The 13,574-nt window shown below is 32.7% G+C and carries 12 protein-coding genes and 1 tRNA gene; 8 read left to right on the forward strand and 5 right to left on the reverse strand.

All coding sequences use genetic code 11. The features are described 5' to 3' along the window. The first annotated feature begins 2 nt into the window (after window positions 1-2). From coaBC to B5D14_RS00850, 6 genes are all read left to right on the forward strand, one after another. Window positions 3-1,202 carry a bifunctional phosphopantothenoylcysteine decarboxylase/phosphopantothenate--cysteine ligase CoaBC gene (gene coaBC / locus B5D14_RS00825; protein WP_078710686.1) on the forward strand — a complete coding sequence of 400 codons (1,200 nt, stop codon included), beginning with the start codon at window positions 3-5 and terminating at the stop codon, window positions 1,200-1,202. Further along, entirely contained in the window at window positions 1,186-1,965 is a 780-nt protein-coding gene (locus B5D14_RS00830; protein ID WP_078710687.1) for a type III pantothenate kinase, read from the forward strand. The genes coaBC and B5D14_RS00830 overlap by 17 nt, the downstream gene beginning before the upstream one ends. 102 nt (window positions 1,966-2,067) lie before the next feature. Next, window positions 2,068-3,696, forward strand: coding sequence for an efflux RND transporter periplasmic adaptor subunit (locus B5D14_RS00835; protein ID WP_159443672.1), 1,629 nt, complete (start codon window positions 2,068-2,070; stop codon window positions 3,694-3,696). Beyond that, window positions 3,696-4,415, forward strand: coding sequence for an ABC transporter ATP-binding protein (locus B5D14_RS00840; RefSeq protein WP_078710689.1), 720 nt, complete (start codon window positions 3,696-3,698; stop codon window positions 4,413-4,415). The genes B5D14_RS00835 and B5D14_RS00840 overlap by 1 nt, the downstream gene beginning before the upstream one ends. After that, a complete protein-coding gene (locus B5D14_RS00845; RefSeq protein WP_078710690.1) occupies window positions 4,399-5,670 on the forward strand; it encodes an ABC transporter permease in 1,272 nt (423 codons plus the stop codon). The genes B5D14_RS00840 and B5D14_RS00845 overlap by 17 nt, the downstream gene beginning before the upstream one ends. Window positions 5,671-5,757: 87 nt before the next feature. Then, window positions 5,758-7,191: an oligosaccharide flippase family protein gene (locus B5D14_RS00850; protein WP_078710691.1), complete on the forward strand. Its 1,434-nt coding sequence runs from the start codon at window positions 5,758-5,760 to the stop codon at window positions 7,189-7,191. 41 nt (window positions 7,192-7,232) lie between these two features. On the opposite strand, the gene B5D14_RS00855 is transcribed toward B5D14_RS00850, so the two are convergent. Both B5D14_RS00855 and gad read right to left on the reverse strand, forming a co-directional pair. After that, window positions 7,233-8,705: an amino acid permease gene (locus B5D14_RS00855; protein ID WP_078710692.1), complete on the reverse strand. Its 1,473-nt coding sequence runs from the start codon at window positions 8,703-8,705 to the stop codon at window positions 7,233-7,235. Window positions 8,706-8,733: 28 nt separating this feature from the next. Beyond that, entirely contained in the window at window positions 8,734-10,140 is a 1,407-nt protein-coding gene (gene gad / locus B5D14_RS00860; RefSeq protein WP_078710693.1) for a glutamate decarboxylase, read from the reverse strand. Window positions 10,141-10,779: 639 nt separating this feature from the next. On the opposite strand from gad, the gene B5D14_RS00865 reads away from it, so the two are divergent. Beyond that, entirely contained in the window at window positions 10,780-11,349 is a 570-nt protein-coding gene (locus B5D14_RS00865; protein ID WP_078710694.1) for a hypothetical protein, read from the forward strand. A gap of 128 nt (window positions 11,350-11,477) precedes the next feature. Here the strand turns inward: B5D14_RS00865 and rhuM are convergent, their stop codons facing one another. The 3 genes from rhuM to B5D14_RS00880 form a co-directional block, all read right to left on the reverse strand. Beyond that, complete coding sequence (rhuM, locus tag B5D14_RS12345) at window positions 11,478-11,693, reverse strand: RhuM family protein (RefSeq protein ID WP_280940278.1); 216 nt, start codon at window positions 11,691-11,693, stop codon at window positions 11,478-11,480. Window positions 11,694-11,914: 221 nt separating this feature from the next. Further along, window positions 11,915-11,988: transfer RNA gene (locus B5D14_RS00875), tRNA-Thr, on the reverse strand. 33 nt (window positions 11,989-12,021) lie between these two features. Further along, window positions 12,022-12,588 carry a Maf family protein gene (locus B5D14_RS00880; protein ID WP_078710696.1) on the reverse strand — a complete coding sequence of 189 codons (567 nt, stop codon included), beginning with the start codon at window positions 12,586-12,588 and terminating at the stop codon, window positions 12,022-12,024. A 66-nt stretch (window positions 12,589-12,654) separates the two neighbouring features. Between B5D14_RS00880 and B5D14_RS00885 the strand changes: the two genes are divergently transcribed. Next, on the forward strand, window positions 12,655-13,557 hold the full coding sequence (locus tag B5D14_RS00885) for a sugar phosphate nucleotidyltransferase (RefSeq protein ID WP_078710697.1): 903 nt from the start codon (window positions 12,655-12,657) through the stop codon (window positions 13,555-13,557). Window positions 13,558-13,574: the final 17 nt, after the last annotated feature.

Below are 13,574 nucleotides of genomic sequence, written 5' to 3' on the forward strand. Positions count from 1 at the left end.
TTATGAAAAAATGTATTGTCATTGGTGTTACAGGTGGTATTGCAGCATTCAAAGCTTGTCAACTTGTAAGTAACCTAAAAAAGAAAGAGTATGAAGTACACGTTATTATGACCAAAAATGCAACTGAATTTGTTGCACCCTTAACATTTGAATCGCTAAGTGGTAATCGAGTTAGTGTTGATACATTTGATCGTAACTTCGAATACAATGTTCAACATATTTCACTCGCTAAAAAAGCCGATGTCTTTGTTATAGCTCCGGCAACTGCAAATGTTATCGCTAAAATAGTGCATGGCTTAGCAGATGATATGCTAACAACTACCTTCTTGGCAGCATCCTGCAAAAAAATCATTTGCCCCGCTATGAATACGGGTATGTTAAATAATCCTGTTACTGTTGAGAATATAGATAAGTGCAATCAGCTAGGTTACATGATCGTTGAAGCAACAAGTGGTCTACTCGCTTGTGGTGATGAAGGAAAAGGAAAGCTTGCTGATGTACAAACCATCGAAGATGCAATTGAATATGCATGCTCTCCCAAACCTCTACTTGGAAAAAAAGTTCTTGTAACTGCTGGTCCTACGCAAGAAGCAATTGATCCTGTTCGCTTTATTACAAATCATTCTAGCGGAAAAATGGGATACGCTATCGCAAAGGCAGCACGAAACCTTGGCGCAGATGTCACTTTAATCAGCGGTCAAACTAATTTAGAGCCTTGCCCTATGATAAATACAATTCAAATTAAAAGTGCCAAAGAAATGTTTGAAGAAGTTAAAAAATACGCTAGCAATCAAGACTGCATTATTAAAACTGCAGCTGTTGCTGATTATACAGTAAAAGAACCTGCTCTTAATAAAATAAAGAAACAAGGTGAAACACTCACATTAGAATTAAGTAAAACTGATGATATCCTTGCCTACCTTGGTAAGAATAAACAAGCGAATCAAATATTATGTGGATTCGCTATGGAAACAGAAAATCTAATTGAGAATGCTTCAAACAAATGTATCAATAAAAACTGTGACTTGCTTATCGCAAATAGCATTAATGAAAAAGATTCTGGATTCCAAACAGATACAAACAAAGTTGTTATCATTCGTCCTCAATCCATCACTCACCTTGAATTAATGAGCAAAGAGGAGTTAGCTTACCGAGTACTCGAAGAATGTTTTAAAGGAGAAGACTATGTTACTCACAATTGATGTTGGCAATACAAATATAACGATGGGTATTTTTGATGAAGATACCTTAGTAGGTAATTTTAGACTTACTACAAAAACACCAAGAACTTCTGATGAATATGGTATTTGTTTAAGTACCTTATTAGCTAAATACAATATAGACTCCGAACAAATTGAAGATGTAATTATTTCTAGCGTTGTGCCAAAAGTGATGTATTCACTAAATAGTTGCATAATCAAATATTTAAACCGCACACCGATCATTATTGGTCCTGGTGTCAAAACAGGTATTCAAGTGAATTCAGATAATCCTAGAGAAGTTGGTGCAGATCGCATAGTAAATGTTGCCGCAGCTTATCACACTTATCATCAACCTTGTTTAATCATAGATTTTGGAACTGCAACTACATTTGATTATGTATCAGAAAAGGGAGTCTTTGAATATACTGTGATCTCACCAGGTATTGAAATCTCTGCCCAAGCGCTTTGGAATCAAACCGCAAAACTTCCAGAAATCGAAATAAAAAAACCAAATCAAATCCTATCAAAGAATACCATCAATGGTATGCAATCCGGAATTGTATTTGGTTATATTGGTCAAGTTGAATATATTGTTAAACAAATGCTCAAAGAGTTAGGAAGAAAAGATGTAAAAGTTATTGCTACTGGTGGACTTGGAAAAATCATCTATTCTGAAACTGATTTAATTGATGATTTCATTCCTGATTTAGCCTTCAGAGGCATGAAAATTATTTACGAAAGAAATAAGAAAGCTGTAGTTTAGTCATCTAGATTACAGCTTTCTTCACATAAAATTCAATCAACACTCACTTTATCCTCAAATAAGTCGTTTAATCTAAACTTACTTACTATGAGGGAGAGTACTATGAAAAAGACTAGTTTTAAAGCGGTAAAACATTTACCAAAGAAGATAAGAATTCTTATGATCCTTGTATCATTAGTTTGTGCAGGAATACTCATTACAACTATTTTTAATAAGGTTTCTGCAAAAACTACAAGTCCAAAGAAACAAGATGAAAGTTATGTACGTACGTTAATATTACAAAAAAGTAATTTAGAAGAAACAGTTAGTGCAACTGGTAACATCGAAAGCCAAGATACAAGTAGTGTGACAAGTAATGTCGAGGCAGCTATACAAGATGTTTTTGTTCAAGTTGGGGATACTGTTGAAGAAGGAGATGTAATCTGTACATTAGATTCATCCGAACTACAAAAAAAGATTGAAAAAGCAAGAGACTCACAATCAACAAATAAAGAAACAAATCAAACTAATTATGATAATGCATTAGCTGCAAAAGATACTGCATGGAATAATTACAATTCACAAAAAACAACTACTGATAACGCATATACTGCATATCAAAAAGCATTGAGCGAATATCAAGTCGTAGAAAATTCAATTACTACACAACAGAATATATTTAATAGCGCTCAAAGTAATCTACAAGATAAAGGGATTACACTAAATCAAAAAGAAGGCTCATGTCTTGCGAAAGGATATCAATCAGATTGCAGTGATGCAACAAGTTCAACTGAATATACAGAATATACAACTGCAAAGAATGATTATGATTTAGCAAACCAAGAATTTGAAACAGCAAAAACAAATTTAGATCAAGCTAAATCAAATTCAAACTATCAAGAATTATACAATGCAATGACATCTACTAAATCAGCATATGATAGTGCAAATTCACAACTATCCAAGTTACAAGAAACTTTTAGTAGTGCAGATGCAAAAGTAAGCGAAACATATAAAACACTTACATCTACTACAAGCTCTGCTTCTGATTTAAATGATTTATTAGAACAACTTGAAAACTATACACTAAAAGCAAAATCAAGTGGTAAAGTAACTTCTTTAAATGCCACAATCGGTAGTAAAGCAAGCGGTACAATTGCAACTATACAAAATACCAATTCATTGAAAATGACATTCTCTATCGATGAATACGACATTCAAAAAATAGCTGTTGGAATGACTGCACGTATTACAAGTGATGCAGTTGATGAAGAGTTAACGGGTGTTGTAACTCAAATATCACCTGTTGCAACTGCTGGATCACAGGGTTCATCTAGTGGTTTCCAAGTCGAGGTAGAAATTACTTCTTCAAATAGTACGCTTCTTATTGGTATGAGTGCAAAAGTTGAAATATTAATTTCTTCTACTGATGATGTCTTCACAGTACCACTTGATGCCATCGAAGAAAAAGAAGATGGAACTTCTATTATTTATGTAAAGAATGAAAAAGGTGAATTTGTTGAAACTGAAGTTACTGTTGGTAATAAAACAGATTACTATGCAGAAATCTCTGGTGCCAATATCAAAGAAGGCATAGAAGTTCGTGCAAGTGCAAATGAAGAAGAAGCAACTGTCACTGACAGCAATATGAATTCATTCTCTGAATCTGGTGGTCCTGCAATGAGTGGTAATGTCATTATTACCGAATCGTCTGGTGGTGCTATGCCTGGCGGACAAGGAGGTCGACCATAATGAATAAGTATCCAATTATTCAATTAGATCACATTATAAAACGCTACTTTGTTGGAAAACCAAACGAATTAGAAATTCTTCATGGTTTAAACTTAAAAATTTATCCTGGTGAATTTGTAGCAATTGTAGGTGAATCCGGTAGTGGTAAGTCGACTTTGATGAATATCATTGGTGCATTGGATCGACCAACTGAAGGTGAGTACATATTAGATGATATTCCGATATCAAAAGTAAAAGACACTGAGATATCTCATATACGTTGTAAGAAAATCGGATTTATATTTCAAACATTTAATTTAATTGGAAAATTATCTGCAATTAAAAATGTTCAGTTACCCATGTTATATGCTGGAGTAAGTAAAAAAGAAAGTTTAAAACGATCAAAGGAATTACTTGAACTTGTGGGTATGAAAGATCGTATGAAGCATCAACCTAATGAGCTCTCAGGAGGTCAAAAACAGCGTGTAGCGATTGCAAGAGCAATTAGCAATAATCCAACCCTTCTTCTTGCCGATGAGCCTACAGGAGCTCTAGATTCATCAACATCACGATCAATCATGGACTTATTTCATAAACTCCATCAAGAAAAACAAATGTCGATTGTTTTAATAACACACAGTCAAGAACTCGCAAAAGAAACAGAACGCATCATTACATTAAAAGATGGACAAATTATTAGTGATTGTAAAGGTGAAGGTTATCATGAACATTTGGGATAACATACTTCTCGCACTTCAAAGTCTAAGAGTAAATAAAATGCGTGCGCTCTTAACAATGCTTGGAATTATAATTGGAATTAGTGCTGTTATTGCTATCGTTACATTAGGTAATTCAATGACTACCTCAATTACCGATTCAATGTCAAGCTTTGGCATTCAAAACGTTAATGTTTCTTTAGTCGAAAAATCATCTACAAATACAAGTGAAGGGATGACTTCTATAAGAATGTTTTCAAAACCTTCTTACGATGATGAAGATTTAATTTCAAATCAAATGATTGATGACTACCGAAAAGTATTTTCAAATGAAATTAAAGCAATTTCGATATCTGAAAATTTATCCCAATCCAAGATTACAAAAAATCAAAACACTGCAACCGTTAATTTAGTAGGTACTAATTCAGACTACCAAATCGCAAATAACATTGAGTTAGTTACCGGAAGATTTATTAATCAATCCGATATGGATCTTGAAAAATTGTTATGTGTTATCTCGACTGAATTTGCTGAAGATATTTTCGGTACAAGTGCAAATGCAATTGGTCAAACAATTGAATTGACTCTAAATGGTTTTTCTAAAACATTTACCATTGTCGGTGTTTATCAATATGATTCCAATGGACAAGTCATGAGTTCTTCGTCTATAACCACTGATTGCTACATACCCATTACCACAGCTAAGAAATACACAAATTCTCAAGCAGGATATAGTTCCTTCACTGTTGTAGCAAATAGTGAAGTGGATAGTTCTTCATTTTTAAAGAACACAACTTCATTCTTTCAAAGTTATTATACTTTAAATGATTCATATACTGTTTCTGCTTCAAACATGGAAAGTATGCTTGAATCTATGACCGAAATGTTATCCACCATTACTCTTGCTATTGCCGCCATTGCTGCGATTAGTTTGTTGGTAGGTGGTATCGGTGTTATGAACATCATGCTCGTTTCCATCACCGAAAGAACTAGAGAAATAGGAACTAGAAAAGCACTTGGCGCAACCAACAGAAATATACGACTTCAATTTATTGTAGAAGCCGTGGTGATTTGCTTAATTGGTGGATTGCTTGGTGTAATTCTAGGTATAATAATGGGTTCAATCGGCTCATCACTCATGGGTTACCCTGCAACCACAAGCATATCAGCTTGTATAATTTCTGTAGTATTTAGTATGAGTATTGGTGTTTTCTTTGGATATTATCCAGCTAACCGTGCCGCAAAGATGGATCCAATCGAAGCATTACGTTATGAATAAAATTTAGACTTTGCATATTTTATGCCTTACAATGGAGGTATCAACTTTGATATCTCCATTTTCAAACTTTAGAAAAGAGTTATTCATATGGAAAGAAAAATTGTTAAAAATTATATTTATAGTGTCATCTATCAAATGTTAATTGTAATAATGCCTCTTATTGTGACACCTTATACAACTCGTGTAATTGGTATTAATGCATTAACAATTAATACAAATACCACAAATCTTGTTCAGTGGTTTGTATTATTTGGAATTATGGGAATCAATATTTACGGTAATCGTGAAATTGCAAGGGTTCGTGATGATTCTACAAAATTATCAAAAACATTTTTTGAAATTTTCGCAATGCAAGTATTTAGTATGCTCATTGCTTCATTAGCTTTTTTCTTTTACATCTATATCATTGGCGATCAATACCAAACAATTCTTCTTATACAAAGTATTTCACTACTTAGTGTAGCTTTTGATATTACTTGGTTCTTTTATGGTGTAGAAGATTTCAAAAGTGCATCAATTAGGAATATGATAGTCAAAATCATTGGTGTTGTTCTCATCTTTATGCTAGTAAAAGGTCCTAATGATTTATTTATATTTGTATTAATTAACACATGTACTGGAGTTCTTGGCCAAATCATTATGTGGTTACAACTCAAACAATACATTCATTTTGTACCTATTTCTCTAAAAGGTATTATCCAACATATTAAACCAAATATTGCCTTATTTATTCCTCAAATCGCAATTAGCGTATATTCCATTTTAGATATCACTATGCTTAAAATTCTTGGACCTGTCTACGTTGAGACAAACCTTTATGAGCAAACACAAAAATTTGTAAAAATGTTTTTATTCTTTATAACTTCAATTGGAACAGTTATGTTACCACGTGTATCAAATGTCCACTCTAAAGGTGACAGGGTTGCAGTAAATAACTACCTCAACAAAACATTGCGCCTGGCTTTATACCTTTCAATTCCTATGATCTTTGGAATAAGTGCAATGATACAAAATTTCGTGGATTGGTTTCTACCTGAATCTTATCAAATTGTTGGACTACTCATCCAATGCACATCACCTATTATTTTATTTATATCCTTAAGTAATGTATTTGGAACTCAATTTCTTGTACCTACAGGAAATACAAAACCCTACACACTTTCTGTTGTAGTGGGAGCTATTGTTAATTTCTTAATCAACTGGACTCTTATTCCTACCTATGGTGTATTTGGCGCTATTATTGGTTCTGTGGTTGCTGAATTAAGTGTTACACTTGTTCAATACTTTTATATTAAGAATAGAATTGATTTTGACTTTAAAGTAAAGGAATTATTTATTGTATGCATCGCTTCACTTATCATGTTTATCCCTACACATTATATTGGTGTTTTTCTAGGAGCTAATTTCTTTGTTAATCTTTTACAAATATCCGTAGGAATCTTAACATACTTTTTAATTCTATTCTTATTTAGAGCACCACTTCTTAAAGAACTTCCCCTCAATCTATTTAAACGCAAATAAAAACGGTGATTTTAAATCACCGTTTTATTCTTCAGTTATTTTTATTCATCACTACCATCACTTAGGTCTGGCATTTTTTGACCAGCTGGAAGTGGGTTTTTCTTTCTCATAAAGTGATAAATAATGAATGGTATAAACAATACTGCCACAAAACTAACTGAAAGAATAGTTAAGTAAGTTGTCGATACACCTGGACCAGATAATTGAGATGGAGGTACAAATGAAATACCAAATGCGATAATTGATAAAATTAATCCTGAGAATCCAAAGAATAAACGAATACCTTTACTCTTAGAAATTTGGAATGCACGTGGTAGATCATCATGTTTTAATACAAACACAATGTATGCGACAAAGAAAATGATATATGCAATGATGTAGATAACTACAGTCAATGAAATTGCTGTGAAGAATGATAAGTTATTGTTACCACCTCCACCAAATGTTAAGATAGCTGTCCAAATTGTTACGATTACTCCTTGAAGTAATAAGAACTTTGTTGGTACACCTTCTTTATTTGTTGCTGATAATGATTTTGGTAATAACCCTTGTTTACCAGCTACTTGCATTCCCCAAGAAGGTCCTACAACCCAAGCTGATACTTCGGCAATAACACCACCTGCAATTAATAATGCGATGATTCTTACTACCCAATCTAATCCTTTACCAAAATGTGCTAATAATCCGCTATATCCTTGTAATACACCTGTTGATAGTCCCAATTTATCTGCAGGAACAACTGCACCAATTGAGATACCTCCAATTGTATTAAGAATAATTGCTAATATAACTAATCCAAGAATTGCTAATGGATAATCACGTTTAACGTTTGTCATTTCGTTTGCATGAGTTGCTGATGCTTCAATACCTGCATAAGCAAGGATGAATGAAACGAATACGACTAATGTATTTAATTTAGAAAAATCTGGGATCATAGAACTAAGTTCTAATGACATGCTGCTCTTTCCACCAGTTGCAAAGTATGCAATTGCTAGAATAAATAAGATTACTGCTGGAATCATAATTCCAATACTAAATCCAATTTTTGAAATTTTGGCTGTTAACTTTGTACCTTTAAATTGCGAGAAAGTTAAAGCCCAGAATACGATAAGTACACCGAAGAATCTTACCATTGGGTCATTGTTTAATGGTGCCCAATTCAATACATAAGATAATGCACTTAGTATGAAATAAATCATTGTTACAAATCCAACTGTGATTTGAAACCATTGGAAGAAAATGTTGGCAAAGCCCCATTTTTCGCCGAGGACATTACCAGACCAAGAGTATACACCTCCTGTATCCCATCCTTTTACTGTTGCCATTTCAGCTGCACATAGTGCTACTGGCAAGAACCAGAATAGACCACCTACAATTAGAAAGAACACCAATGATAATCCAGATGATGCAAATGTTGGATATTCATATACAGTCATTACCATCGTTGCTGTTAAAGCAAAGAATCCAAATAATGTTAAATGTTTTTTGGTATTAACTGGGTTTTTGTTAGACATATTAAATCTCCTCTCTTAACACTACTAACTAGTGTGTAAATCCTTGTTTTCCTAACATTGATTTACCTGCAGTATCAGTGTGAGTATTCTTTTCAAGATAATCAATTGCCATTGTTAAATCTTGTATTAATGAGTCACGCATTTCTGCAGAAAAATCTGCACGGATAACAAATCTTTGAATTACTGTACTTTGTAAATTAGCTGGCAATGTATATGCTGGAACTTGCCATCCCTTCATAGCCAAACGATCTGCTAATTCATATAAACTCCATTTATGATTTTCAGGATTCTTTAAGCGATAGCAAATTACTGGAACATTATCACCATCATTGTAAATTTCAAAGATTCCCATTTTTTCAATTTCTCTTGTAATACTTACTGCCATATCACGAGTATGTTGTTGAACAAGTTTTAAACCATTCATGCCATATCTCATAAAGATATAGTATTGTCCAATTATTTGACTTCCTGAACGTGAGAAGTTAATAGCCATTGTTGGTTCTTCACCACCTAAGTAGTTAACATAGAAGATTAAGTTTTTAGGTAAGAACTCTTGGTCTCTCCATAAAACCCAACCAACACCTGGATATACTAATCCATATTTGTGTCCTGAAGTACTGATTGAACGAACGTTTTTCAAACTGAAATCCCATTCAATTTCTGGATGAACAAATGGGGCAAACATTGCACCTGATGCACCATCCACGTGGATACCAATTTTAATTTTTGCTGTTTTATTATATTCCTCAATTAGCTTATCTAAAGCCTTGATGTCATCAAACTTTCCTGTATAAGTAATTCCTAATATACCAACTACACCGATTGTATAATCATCAACGTAATCTAGAACCTTATCAATGTTTAAACTCATGTGTTGTTCATCAAGTGGAACTTCTCTCATTTCGATGTCCCAATAAACACAGAATTTTTCCCAACAAACTTGGAATCCTGAAGAAATAACTAAATTAGGTTTCTTCGCATTGATATCAATTCCTGCTTTTTCTGCTTCTTCACGCCATTTGAATTTCATTGCAAGTCCACCAAGCATACATGCTTCTGATGATCCTACTGTTGAAGTACCAAGTGTTGTACCATTACTTGGTGCGTGCCAAAGATCTCCTAGAATATTAACACAATAATTTTCTACTTCAGTCATCTTTGGATATTCTGATTTATCGATAGCATTAATTGCCAAACATTCAGACATTAGCTTATTAGCTTCTGGCTCCATATATGTTTGACAGAATGTTGCAAGATTTTGTCTTGCATTACCTTCATCAATTAATTCATCACTAATCAATCTGTAAGCAACTTCTGCAGGGATAGATTCTTCATTTAATTTGTTTTTAGGGAAGTTTGTATCCTCTGTAAATACTGCTAGATTTGGTGTTAGACTCTTAGAGTCTTTTTTTAGGTCTTTTTTAAAATGTAACATGTTTTTTTATGCTCCTTTTTTTGGGTAAATCTCGATTTCCAATAATAACCATTTTTTCTTGCTGAGCACGCTCACCCCACTTCCTTCTATTTGAACAAGATAACGATTATTATGGTCAGTAGAGAGTTGTTGAAACGAATAAACATTTGCTTTATCGCAATCAAATTTCAATCCTTCTCTATCGATAAATTCACAATAACACTCGATATTTATATGGTCAATTAATGTGATTTACTCAAAAGTATCCATTAACATTACTCTATAAGTTTAGTTATAAAAAATTATTTACATGTCCTTTATTCATGCTATTTAAAAACTATTAACACATTGTACTGGTTTTATTTTTTACCAATAAATAAATTTTAAAATCACATAAAGTTTAAACAAAATATTAAGAAAAATTAATAGAACATTAAAGTAAAAACTTAGTTTTTCTTTTTAAAATCAAAAGAATATTGAATTAAAAACAAAAAGAAAATGAATTTATTTTCCATTAAATTCATCTTCTATTTCTTTTCATTTTTCACTTGTTTTTTTAGTTTTATTTATCATTTATACAAAACAATAGTGCACTGTTGATTCATCCATTTCTTTGTGTTATGTTATACAAATAAAACACTATTTAGGGAGAGCAATTTAATGAAAAAATATTCTATGATTTTCTTATTATTACTTACATTAACACTTACCTCATGTACAACTACCCAAAAAAACAGTATGTCGTTAAAACCTAGTCAACTTTCTAAAGAAACAAATGAAATTTTGGATTTATTTGATGATAACATTTACTTTTATGATCTCTCTGTTAATGACAAGGTGAAATCTATCACTATACAACTTTGGATATATCAAGAAAATCAATGGGTGGAAAGTGGAAATATTTCAGGTGATTTAAACTGTAAAGAAGGTCGAATCGCAATTCGAATAACAGAGAATAGCTTCGAATTAATTACAATTGACAAAGATGGACATAGTAAATATTCTACACCTTCTCTTGATACAGACTTCAAAGATTCTATCTCTACCCAAGCAACTGCTCTTAGTAATGAAATACCTTTAGAACTAAATAAAGAAACTACTATTTTTGTGAAAACTGGAACTGATAAAAACACAATTGAATCTACAAATAACATGGATGATTTTAGAGATAGTGATTGTAATACCGGTATCGCAATTACAGTAACTGTTTCTGATAAGATTCTTGAATAGAAAAATGATCATAATGCTCATAAAAACAATCAAAAAATATCCTACTGGATATTTTTATTTGTTTAACCGCACGAGAACTTCTTACTAATAAACTAGAAAAGTCTACTAAATACTAAAAGACATACGTATCAAACTAATCCTTTTAACGTGTATTCTTTAAGTACTTTTGTTGACCATTGCCTAAATTTAACTCCTTTCACTGAGTTAACTCTATAACCTATGGATATTATTGCATCCAAATTGTAGACTTTAACATTATATCGTCTACCATCACTAGCAGTTGACAAGGAATTCTCGGTAACTGAATTTCTGTTAAGCCCACAACATTTAAAAATATTTTTCAAGTGTAATCCAATATTATCTGTAAAGCAACCAAACAGTATCGTTTATTTTGTCTACCTTAACTCTAATTTCTAATTCTCCATCTTCAAAACTAACTATATTATTTAGTTTCCTCCCTATATCCTCCTACCTATTTATTAGTAAAAGAGCGATAATTCCCTATAACTATTAAAGATAAGCACACAAAAACCTGTGCATTTGACACAGGTTCGTTTAATTTAAATGGTGCCGCCTGGCAGAATTGAACTGCCCGCTCATCCTTACCATGGATGTGTGTTACCACTATACCAAGGCGGCGCTATTCTATAATAACTAAATAGCTAGTAAATATCAAGAAAATATCTTCATTAATTCTTGATAAACTAATGATAATGGTAATCCCATGATTGTATAATAATCACCTTTTATTTCACTAACAAAGCAGCCACCAAAGCCTTGTATACCATATGCCCCCGCTTTATCCATTGGTTCTTTGGTTGCGATATACTTTTTGATTTCTTCATCACTTAAATTGTTGAAAGTAACCTCGCTAATTGAACAATATTTATTTACTTTTTCATGGTCCATGATGCACACACCAGTTAATACCTTGTGGGTATTCCCTGAAAGAAGTTTTAACATCGCGAAGGCATCCTCCTCATTTTTCGGTTTACCCAGTACTTTATTATTGTAAACAACAATTGTATCTGCGCCAACAACTACCGTATCATCGTGTTTATCCGCAATAACTTTTGCTTTACGATAAGCTAAATGTTTGATTTCTTCTACTAAATCTCCATTCAAATCCATTGTTTCATCAATATCTGCAACCTCAATGGTAAAAGGAAGCCCAATAACTTCCATGAGTTCTTTTCTTCTTGGTGATTGACTTGCTAGAATTAAGTTACACTTTTTCATATTTCATCCTCTAATCTATTATAAGCATGGTATAATAATTTTAACAATATTTGAAGGAGAAATGAAATGAAAAAACCAGTTTTAGTAATTTTAGCTGCGGGAATGGGAAGCCGTTATGGCGGACTTAAACAAATTGATACAGTAGGAAATAATGGTGAATCTATTATTGACTTCTCTATTTATGATGCTCATGAAGCAGGATTCGAGAAAGTTGTCTTAATTATTCGTAAAGAACATGAAGAAGCTTTCAAACAATGTCTAACAGATAAAGTTTCAAAACATATGGAAGTAGAATTTGCATATCAAGATATTAATGATGTACCTGAAGGGATTAAAGTACCTGAAGGTAGAGAAAAACCTTGGGGTACTACTCATGCTTTATTAGCACTTAAAAACTTAGATGCACCTTTCGCAATTTGCAATGCAGATGATTATTATGGTAAAGATGCATTCAAAGTAATCTACGACTTCTTAGCTAATGAAGTAAGTGATGATAACTATGGTATGGTTGGTTACTTGTGCAACAATACCTTAACTGATAACGGAACTGTAACACGTGGTCTATGCGAAAATACAGATGGCTACTTAACAAAGATTGTTGAAATTCAAAAAATTGCTAGACAAGATGGTAAACCAGTATTCGAAGAAAATGGTGAATGGAAACCTCTATCTGATGACGCAGTTGTTTCAATGAATTTCTGGGGATTTACACCTAAAATGATTGAAGATTGTAAGCCAATTTTTGAAAACTTCATTAAAAAGGGATTAGAAGAAAATCCAATGAAATGCGAACATGTACTACCTACAGCAGTTGGACAACTAATTGAAGAAGGTAAATGTAAAGTTAAGATTATGAGTAGCAAAGATCTTTGGTTTGGTGTTACTTATAAAGAAGATAAACCTGGTGTTGTTGCTAAACTTCAAGAATGCAAAGATGCTGGCCTATATCCTTTTGATTTATGGAAATAAACTAAACCGTGTACTAA

It is taken from the genome of Anaerorhabdus furcosa (assembly GCF_900167375.1).
Lineage (GTDB): Bacteria > Bacillota_I > Bacilli_A > Erysipelotrichales > Erysipelotrichaceae > Anaerorhabdus > Anaerorhabdus furcosa.

What these genes read in the sequence shown, in the direction of transcription:
- B5D14_RS00835 (WP_159443672.1), top strand. Translation starts at nt 2,068, where the DNA reads ATGAAAAAGACTAGTTTTAAAGCGGTAAAACATTTACCAAAGAAGATA.
- B5D14_RS00880 (WP_078710696.1), bottom strand. Translation starts at nt 12,588, where the DNA reads ATGAAAAAGTGTAACTTAATTCTAGCAAGTCAATCACCAAGAAGAAAA.
- B5D14_RS00865 (WP_078710694.1), top strand. Translation starts at nt 10,780, where the DNA reads ATGAAAAAATATTCTATGATTTTCTTATTATTACTTACATTAACACTT.
- B5D14_RS00840 (WP_078710689.1), top strand. Translation starts at nt 3,696, where the DNA reads ATGAATAAGTATCCAATTATTCAATTAGATCACATTATAAAACGCTAC.
- gad (WP_078710693.1), bottom strand. Translation starts at nt 10,140, where the DNA reads ATGTTACATTTTAAAAAAGACCTAAAAAAAGACTCTAAGAGTCTAACA.
- B5D14_RS00855 (WP_078710692.1), bottom strand. Translation starts at nt 8,705, where the DNA reads ATGTCTAACAAAAACCCAGTTAATACCAAAAAACATTTAACATTATTT.
- coaBC (WP_078710686.1), top strand. Translation starts at nt 3, where the DNA reads ATGAAAAAATGTATTGTCATTGGTGTTACAGGTGGTATTGCAGCATTC.
- B5D14_RS00830 (WP_078710687.1), top strand. Translation starts at nt 1,186, where the DNA reads ATGTTACTCACAATTGATGTTGGCAATACAAATATAACGATGGGTATT.
- B5D14_RS00850 (WP_078710691.1), top strand. Translation starts at nt 5,758, where the DNA reads ATGGAAAGAAAAATTGTTAAAAATTATATTTATAGTGTCATCTATCAA.
- B5D14_RS00885 (WP_078710697.1), top strand. Translation starts at nt 12,655, where the DNA reads ATGAAAAAACCAGTTTTAGTAATTTTAGCTGCGGGAATGGGAAGCCGT.
- B5D14_RS00845 (WP_078710690.1), top strand. Translation starts at nt 4,399, where the DNA reads ATGAACATTTGGGATAACATACTTCTCGCACTTCAAAGTCTAAGAGTA.